7 protein-coding genes, 1 other RNA gene and 1 pseudogene are annotated in these 8304 nt (G+C 56.2%); 8 read left to right on the forward strand and 1 reads right to left on the reverse strand.

Annotated elements, in window-relative coordinates; genetic code table 11:
- Positions 1-54 precede the first annotated feature (54 nt).
- On the reverse strand, positions 55-933 hold the full coding sequence (locus tag EII23_RS06395; protein WP_260424622.1) for a pseudouridine synthase: 879 nt from the start codon (positions 931-933) through the stop codon (positions 55-57).
- Positions 934-1113: 180 nt separating this feature from the next.
- Between EII23_RS06395 and EII23_RS06400 the strand changes: the two genes are divergently transcribed.
- From EII23_RS06400 to EII23_RS06435, 8 genes and pseudogenes are all read left to right on the forward strand, one after another.
- Positions 1114-1740, forward strand: coding sequence for a recombination-associated protein RdgC (locus EII23_RS06400; RefSeq protein WP_124792563.1), 627 nt, complete (start codon positions 1114-1116; stop codon positions 1738-1740).
- Between the two features lie 39 nt (positions 1741-1779).
- Positions 1780-2301 carry a hypothetical protein gene (locus EII23_RS06405; RefSeq protein ID WP_124792564.1) on the forward strand — a complete coding sequence of 174 codons (522 nt, stop codon included), beginning with the start codon at positions 1780-1782 and terminating at the stop codon, positions 2299-2301.
- A gap of 94 nt (positions 2302-2395) precedes the next feature.
- Positions 2396-3349 (forward strand): ABC transporter permease, encoded by a 954-nt coding sequence (locus EII23_RS06410; RefSeq protein WP_260424625.1) that lies wholly within the window; start codon positions 2396-2398, stop codon positions 3347-3349.
- 14 nt (positions 3350-3363) lie between these two features.
- The gene (locus tag EII23_RS06415) at positions 3364-4185 is read left to right on the forward strand and encodes an ABC transporter permease (RefSeq protein ID WP_124792566.1); all 822 of its coding nucleotides are present in this window, start codon (positions 3364-3366) and stop codon (positions 4183-4185) included.
- Positions 4186-4241: 56 nt separating this feature from the next.
- Positions 4242-5870 carry a DNA repair protein RecN gene (locus EII23_RS06420; protein WP_124792567.1) on the forward strand — a complete coding sequence of 543 codons (1629 nt, stop codon included), beginning with the start codon at positions 4242-4244 and terminating at the stop codon, positions 5868-5870.
- Between the two features lie 243 nt (positions 5871-6113).
- A complete protein-coding gene (locus EII23_RS06425; RefSeq protein ID WP_124792568.1) occupies positions 6114-6635 on the forward strand; it encodes a hypothetical protein in 522 nt (173 codons plus the stop codon).
- 43 nt (positions 6636-6678) lie between these two features.
- Positions 6679-7056: a transfer-messenger RNA gene (gene ssrA / locus EII23_RS06430) on the forward strand.
- 234 nt (positions 7057-7290) lie between these two features.
- A pseudogene (locus tag EII23_RS06435) lies at positions 7291-8173 on the forward strand (IS3 family transposase).
- Positions 8174-8304: the final 131 nt, after the last annotated feature.

Raw genomic sequence — 8304 nt, forward strand, 5'->3', positions numbered from 1 at the left:
GCCACGGCATGGGACCGCTGTGCCCGCGCAGCAAAAATATGCGAAAAAACATGCTCATCCGGCAGGGGAGAGCCCCACGCTGGCGCGGAGTCGGCGTATTTCTGACGGCAAAAGGGGGCGCACCGTTCCGGAGGGCAGGTCGCCAAGTTGCAGTGGCCCTTGCGCTACGCGGCGCAGCCGCAATATGGTCAGGCCAAGGTCACGGCACATGCGCCGTATCTGGCGGTTCAGCCCCTGACGCAAAACCATGCGCAGCAAGGTATCAGCGCGCTGACCGCCCGCTTCAACAGCCACATCCGCCGGAAGGGTAGCGTCACCCTCTGCCAGGCGCATTCCCTGGCGCATGGCGTCAACAGCTTCCACGGAAACAGTGCCGCGCACGAGCACCTCATAGGTTTTGGGCTGGTGATGGCGGGGATGCATCAGGCGCTGGGCCAGTTGCCCGTCGTTGGTGAGCAGCAACAATCCCTCGGAAAAATAATCCAGGCGGCCCACAGGGTATACACGTTGCCTGCGGGCGTCCGCAGGCAAAAAGTCCAGCACTGTGGGGCGTCCTTCAGGATCATCTGCCGTGCAGACCACCTGCGTTGGCTTGTGCAGCAAAAAATAGGCATGGGCCTGGGGCGATGCAAGGACGCGCCCGTCAACAGAAATGCTGTCCGTGGGAAAAACCTGACGTCCGGGATTGGTCTCCGGCATGCGGTTGACAGAAACACGCCCGGCAAAAATCAGTTGGTCAGCCTTGCGGCGTGAGCACAGCCCCGAAGCCGCAATGGCCTTGTTCAGTCTGACGGGGCTGCCGCCCGCGCTGTTGTTGGCATGGCCGACAGGCTCCTGACCAAATGTTGCTTGCCCGGATGTTTGCTCAGAACCGGCAGAAGCTTGGGCTGATACTTGGGCTGACGCGTCCCAATGGATCATCATTTTTTTCATGGCAGTCAGGCAGGTACGGGTGGCTGGAAATGTTGGAAAAGTGTGCGTGAAGGGAGCGGCAGCGTCAAGTGGCCGGGGTTAAAAGTTTACATAATTATCATTATGGGACAATATAAGGGGGCCGCGCGGTCTTGCCCCTGCGCCGCGTCTGGCGTACAAAGGGCGCAAAAGGAGCACCTCATGGGTTTTGTCAGCAGTTCCTGCAGTTTTACCCGCTTTCGCATTCTGGATCAGATTCCCGATGGACTATGGTTGCAGATTCCCGAGAAGTTGAAGCAATTTGCCATCATGGACATCGACGAAACCACAGAACTGCGGGCACACGGCTGGACATGTTTTGAAGACATGCTCGACACAACCTGGGGGACAGCCCCGCCCCAAAAAGGCTCTTATATTGTGTTTTCCCTGCGGCTTGATACGCGGCGCATCCCCGCCGGTGTGGTGAAAAAGCATCTTGCGCTGGCCATTCGGGAGGAAAAACAGCGGGCTCAGGCTCAAGGCAAAACCTTTCTTTCCCGCGAGCGAAAAAAAGAACTGAAAGAGCACGTCATGCTGCGCCTGAGGGCGCGCTTTCTGCCTGTTCCCGGGGAGTTTCACGTTGTGTGGGCCACAGACAGAAACGAGGTCTGGTTTGCCTCCACGCAACAAAAAATGCTTGATCTTTTCATGGAAGAATTTTTGCGCACCTTCGAGCTCCATCTGGAACAGATGACGCCGTATACCTTGGCGCTTTCCCTGCTTGACGAGGAAGGGCTCTCGCGTCTTGACTATCTTGAGTCCACCCGTTTTGCCCCGCAAACGCATTGAGCATCTGAACCGTCACAAGCCCAAGGAAGGCAGACTCTCATGACAACGTCCGGCGAATCCACCGACAGCATTCTTGGTCAGGAATTTCTCACATGGCTCTGGTATCAGAGTGATGTTGCGCCCGGAGCTTTTGTGGACAAGGCGGGCGCGCCCTTTTCGCTCTCCATGGAGCAGCGCGTTGTGGTTGAAGGCGGCGAAGGTGACCTGCGTGAGGTTGCCACGGTGTCCGGCTCGCTTTCTCCCCTGCGGGAAGCCAGGTTTGGTCTGGGCACAGGGAAAAAAGTTACCCGGGCGCTTGTTCGCCTGGAAAAAGAGGAACTTGCTTTTCAGCTCAGCCTCAAGGCCGAAGATTTTTGCCTGAACAGCCTCAAAACTCCAAAAATCGACAAGGGCGATGCTGACGACGATCCCGATGCCCTCCTGCTGGAAAAATTCTACCTTGTGGAAACATGCCTTGATCTGCTGGATGCGCTCTATGCGTATTTTCTCGCCTTGCGTCTTTCCCCCCGCTGGGATGCGACAGTGGCCGACATGCGCCAATGGATGACCCGCACGGAGTGACGCTTTTCACATGACCGCCCTCTCCTGCCAGCCTTTCGCACGCAAACGCCCTCTCCTCGGCATTATCCTGGCCATATGCAAAAAACTGTGCTGGATGCTGCTTGTGCTGTGGGGTATTACGCTGATCAGCTTTTGGGTCATCCATCTCGCCCCCGGTTCTCCCACAGATATGGAAACCACGCTGAACCCGCTGGCCGGAGAGGCTGCCCGGCAGCGGCTTGAGGTTCTTTACGGGCTGAACAAGCCCCTCCATGTTCAATATCTGGACTGGTTGACCCGCCTTGTGCATCTTGATTTCGGCAATTCCATGTCTGCCGACGCACGGCCCGTCCTGACAAAAATTCTGGAGCGCCTGCCGCTGACCGTGAGCATGAACGTCATTTCACTGGCGCTCACTCTGCTCATTGCCATTCCTGTGGGCATTCTTTCTGCCTGCCGACAGAACACTCTGCTGGATCGCACCATTACGGTGCTTGTTTTTCTGGGCTTTGCCATGCCCTCCTTCTGGTTGGCCCTTCTGCTCATGATATTTTTCGGCATTGATCTCCAGTGGCTCCCCATTTCCGGCCTCACATCCATGAACTATGCCCAACTGGGCTTGTGGGAAAAATTTTGTGATCTGGCAAAACATTTGACCCTGCCCATTCTGGTCTACACGGTAGGGGGGGTGGCCGGTATGTCCCGGTATATGCGGGCCTGCATGCTCGAAGTGCTGCGTCAGGACTATATCCTCACGGCCAGAGCCAAGGGCTTGTCGTCTGGCGCCGTGATCTGGCGGCATGCCCTGCGCAACGCCCTTTTGCCGGTCATTACCCTGCTGGGGCTTTCCGTACCGGGGTTGATCGGCGGCAGCGTCATTATTGAATCCATTTTTGCGCTTCCCGGGCTCGGGCAGCTTTTTTACGCGGCTGTCATGGCGCGCGATTATACGATGATCATGGGCAACCTTGTTCTGGGCGCGGTTTTGACTCTGGCGGGAAATCTGCTGGCCGATGTGTGCTACGGGCTGGCGGATCCGCGCATACGCAAAACCGGAGGGCAAGAATAGTGTTTGCGGGCCGGATGAAAAGCCTTTTTGTGCGCAACAGCATGCTGCCTCTGGGGGCCGCTATTGTGCTCTGCATGTCGGCAAGCGCTCTGCTTGCGCCGTACATTGCCCCGTATGATCCCAATGCCATACACCTTGACCATATTCTGGAGCCGCCCTCCTCTCTTTTCTGGCTGGGAACCGACAGGCTGGGGCGAGATGTTTTCTCCCGCCTCCTGTACGGGGGCAGGGTGTCCCTTTGGGTTGGTTTTGTCGCTGTGGGAATTTCCATCACCATCGGAACAACCCTGGGGCTTGTGAGCGGATATTTTCGGAGCTGGGTTGACGAATGCATCATGCGCATGGTGGACATCATGCTCTGCTTTCCCTCCTTTTTTCTCATTCTGGCTGTTATCGCCTTTCTTGAGCCGGATATGGGCAATATCATGGTTGTCATCGGCCTGACGTCGTGGATGGGCGTGACGCGCCTTGTACGCGCGGAAACCTTGAGCTTGCGCGAACGTGAATTCGTTGCTGCCGCCCGCCTGGCAGGAGTGCCTGCGCAAACAATTCTTTTGCGGCATATTTTGCCCAACGCTCTGGCTCCGGTACTCATTACGGCAACACTGGGCATTGCCGGCGCCATTCTGGTAGAATCCAGCCTGAGCTTTCTGGGGCTTGGCGTACAGCCGCCCACAGCAAGCTGGGGCAATATGCTCATGGACGGAAAAGCGGTCATGGAAAGCGCGCCCTGGCTGTCTGTCTATCCCGGCATGGCCATTCTGCTGACAGTGCTCGGATACAACCTTCTGGGGGAAAGCCTGCGGGACATTTTTGATCCGAGGCTTGCGCGATAGGCAAGGGCGCGATACCGCGCGAAAACACGGAAATCTGTGGGGCAACCTGTCAAACCATGCTGGAATATCTGCGTATCCGCAATCTTGCGCTCATTGAAGACGTGGAACTGGAGTTCTCTCCCGGTCTGAATGTGCTTACAGGGGAAACAGGAGCAGGCAAAACCTTTGTTCTGAAAGCTCTGGGTTTTCTTCTGGGGGATCGGCTTCTGGCAGAAATGGTCCGTTCAGGCGCGGAACGCGCACAGGTGGAGGCCCTGTTTTACCTTGAAGGCGAAGAGCTGGTCGTGCGCCGTGAGCTTTCGGCCGACAGCGGGCGGAGCCGCCTGTATATCAATGATACGTTGCGCTCGCAGGACAGTTTGCGCGAAATGCGCGACCGCCTCGTATCCTATACAAGCCAGCACGCTCACCAGAAATTATTGCAGGCGTCTTTTCAGGCCCGCCTTCTGGAAGGCGCCCTCGCTTCTCCGGAATTGCTGCACGAACGCGATGCCCTGCTGACGCGCCTGGACGAACTGGCCCAGGAACGCGCCGCCCTGGAAGAACGCCGGAATCATCTGCTGGAGCGCCGCGACCTCCTTGAAATGCAGCAACAGGAGATAGACAGGGTTGCGCCGCAGGAAGGCGAGGAGGAACATCTGGAAAACCTCCGCGCCCAGGTACGGGCCTGTGAACAGAACGAGAAAAACCAGGCCGCTGCCCTTGCCCTGCTCTATGGAGAAGACTCCGGGGGGCTTCTGGATTTGCTCTCCCGGTTTGAAAAAGTGCTGCACCGCATGTGCGATGCCGACACAATTTTTCAGGAAGACGTGGAAACCGTTGCGGCTTTTCGCCAACAGCTTTCCGATATGGGGGCGCGCTTGCGCCGACCGCGGCAGAATGCACCTTCTGCAGCAGACATCAATGCGCTGGAAGAAAGGCTGTTTGCGCTGGCGCAGCTCAAAAGAAAATTGCAGAAAACCCTGCCGGAAATTCTTGCCCTGCGTGAAGAAATTGCCAACAGCCTGTCGTTTCTTGACGCCTGCGCCCTGGACATCCTGCATCTGGACAAACAGACGGAGCAGAAAAAGAAAGAGCTTGCCGATGTGCTCATGCGGATAATCCCGGATCGGCGCGAGTCTGCGCACACCATTGCCCGAAAACTGGAACAGGAACTGCGGCAACTGGGATTTTCGGACCAGGCGCGGGTTATTCCGGACTTTGTGCCGCACGAAATATGGCCGGGCGTTGCGGACGAGCGCGGGCAGATCCTCTGGGCTCCCAATCCGGGACAGCCGCCGCTGCCGTTGCACAAAATTGTGTCCGGCGGGGAATTGTCCCGCTTTTTGCTGGCCCTTGCCAGCATCCGGCCGGATTCTGCAGGGGCAACCTTTGTCTTTGACGAGGTGGATGCCGGTGTGGGCGGACTCACCCTGAACAAACTCTCGGAAAAACTGTGCGGATTGGCCTGCAAGCATCAGGTGCTTCTCATCACCCACTGGCCTCAACTGGCTGCCCAGGCGCATCGCCATTTCCAGATCAGCAAGGTGGTTCGCGCAGGAGAAACCTTTACCCTTTGTGCACCCCTTGACCCAAAGCGCCGCCATGAAGAACTGGCGCGCATGGCCGGGGGAGGAACGCAGGGCGAAGCTTTGGCCCGCAGTCTTGACCCTCTTTATACGGAAAAAACCGACAGCAAAGCCTGATGGCTGTGGCCAGACCGGCAGAACTGGAAAAATTTTCCTCCCGACGCACAGGCGGGCACAATGTTTTTTTCCGCTTCCCATACTTTTGCTGCCGTCCTCCCCTCCCCCAATTCCCTCTCAAGAGGGGACAAGAAAGAATTTTCTAAAAAATTTCTGGAATACGGAAAAACTGGCATCCATTTTGCTTCTGTTCGGCATGAAAAGTTTTGCGGAATTTTTGACCACAACCCAACGGGGGCTTTTGTGACCGCCGACAGCCATAACCACATTGACGTCATGCTTCGTGTGCAGTCTGGCCTCTCCTCTCCCCCCCAGGAACTCTTGCCGTTGCAGGAGGCAGAGGAAGAAAAGCTTCTTCCCGCTCTGCAGGGGCTGTCTCTTGACGGAAAATCCTTTGTACGGATTCTGGAGGGGCGGCTGGACTCCATGCAGGAAATCTTTCTGGATATGCTCAATGCCCAACTGGCGGAGCATTGTTTGCGCCCAGAAGGCCGCCTGCAACTTTTTCTCTCGCCTGCGGGAGACCTGACAGTCGAAGGCAATGCCCACGATTCTGCCCTGCTGCAGGAAATCATAGCGCAAAAACCCCTGCTCCAGCGGCAATTTCAGGAAATGGCCCAGGTTGCCCTGCTCTCGCACGGAATGGACATGGCGGTTCAGGCCAGCAGCTGCCTTCTGGATCAGCAGGAACAGACGGAAAATCCCCAACTGGGGCGCTTTCATCTGTGCCTGAAAGGATCACTGTCCCATTTTTACCTGCGGTAGAGGTATTGCCAATTCATGGTCGTGTAGATATATTTTCATGACTGGGGGCGCACTGGTTTCGACGAGGATGTGGAAGCCGGAGTGGCAGGCCGAGGCGCCGCTGGCCTCGTAAAAAGCGGCACACAAGTAATTGCCAACAACGATTACGAATACGCCTACGCCGCATAAGCGCGCGTAGGTTCTGACCGCAAGACGGTCACGTTGTCCGGGGGGACGCCTGATAACCCTGGGCAGCGACACGCATCAGGCTGGCGCAAACCGGTTCTTGCCGGGGTTCTGCGCGAGGATGTTACCGGCAAGATTGCGGCACTGAGCCCGGTCAGGGGCAGCCAGGGCCGTGAAATCCATACCTGACCTAAGCCTGTAGATGCTTCGCGTGGAGTATTCGCGGACGGGGGTTCAATTCCCCCCGCCTCCACCAACTTTTAATCTCACAAAGTCCCGCAAGGTCTAATAATCCTTGCGGGGCTTTGTTTTTGCGAAAAACACTCCTCTCTTGTAGTCCCACAAAGTCTGTGGACATACCCCAAACTTTTGGGGTAATTTTCGGGGGTAACAGGGCAGATTGAAAAACGCTTACCCTGTACCCCTCCCTTAAAATATAGTCCAGACCAAAACTGGAGACTTCTGGTAATCCATCCTCAGTGAGGAAATTATGAAGAAGTCACGGTTTTCTGAGCATCAGATCATTGCCATCCTGAAGTCCGTCGAAGCGGGGAGGACCGCCAGGGACGTGTGCCGCGAGTACGGTATCAGCAATGGCACGTTTTACGCCTGAAAGAGCAAGTTCGGCGGTATGGAAGCTTCCGATATCAAAGGTATGCGCGATCTTGAGTATGAAAACGCCCGGCTCAAATGTACGCGGACTTGAGCCTGGAAAACCGGGCCTTGAAGGATGTGCTCGAAAAAAGCTCTGAGGCCAGCCGGGAAGCGTGAGGTCGTGCTGTTCATTCATGAAGAACATGGCCTCTCCGTCAGCAAGGCGTGCAAGAGCCTGCCCAGCCGAGCCCCAGTCCGCCTGGAGGCGCAAACCGCCGTCAACGCTTGCTGGTCTGTGGACTTCATGAGCGATGCACTGATGCACGGCCAGCGTTTTCGCACGGTTAACGTGCGTGATGATTTCAGCCGCGAAGTGCTGGCTGTGGAAGTGGACACCAATTTGCCAGCGGCTCGCGTCATTCGTGTGCTTGACCGCATAGCCGCCTGGAGGGGGTATCCTGCAACAATGCGTATGGACAACGGTCCGGAGTTTGTTTCTGTACAGCTTGCCGGGTGGGCCGAACAACATGGGGTTGACCTTGAATTCATCCAGCCAGGCAAGTCCACACAAAATTCGTATGTGGAACGGTTCAACCGGATTTTCCGCGACGAGATGTTAAACTTCTATCTTTTTTAGCAGATTGAGTGAGGTTCGCGTTATCGTGGACGCATGGGGGCAAGAATACAATGAGAAAAGGCCCCATGAATCATTGAGCAACCTCACACCAGAGGAGTTTGCTCGCAAACATGCCAAGGACTCCAGTTTTGAGTTGCACTGATAAGGGGGGGGCTTTAACTGGCTCCAACCGTAATGTAATCCCCCCAAAAAATGGTAGCGTTTGAAAGTAGAATTTCCCATACTCATGAAGCGGGAGATTTTACATGAAAAAATCACGGTTTACAGACAGCC

Origin of the sequence: Desulfovibrio sp. OH1186_COT-070, from assembly GCF_003860215.1 — a bacterium.
Lineage (GTDB): Bacteria > Desulfobacterota > Desulfovibrionia > Desulfovibrionales > Desulfovibrionaceae > Desulfovibrio.

Coding starts and splice junctions, on each gene's coding strand:
- EII23_RS06415 (WP_124792566.1), top strand. CDS start 3,364: ATGAAAAGCCTTTTTGTGCGCAACAGCATGCTGCCTCTGGGGGCCGCT.
- EII23_RS06410 (WP_260424625.1), top strand. CDS start 2,396: ATGCTGCTTGTGCTGTGGGGTATTACGCTGATCAGCTTTTGGGTCATC.
- EII23_RS06395 (WP_260424622.1), bottom strand. CDS start 933: ATGAAAAAAATGATGATCCATTGGGACGCGTCAGCCCAAGTATCAGCC.
- EII23_RS06405 (WP_124792564.1), top strand. CDS start 1,780: ATGACAACGTCCGGCGAATCCACCGACAGCATTCTTGGTCAGGAATTT.
- EII23_RS06400 (WP_124792563.1), top strand. CDS start 1,114: ATGGGTTTTGTCAGCAGTTCCTGCAGTTTTACCCGCTTTCGCATTCTG.
- EII23_RS06420 (WP_124792567.1), top strand. CDS start 4,242: ATGCTGGAATATCTGCGTATCCGCAATCTTGCGCTCATTGAAGACGTG.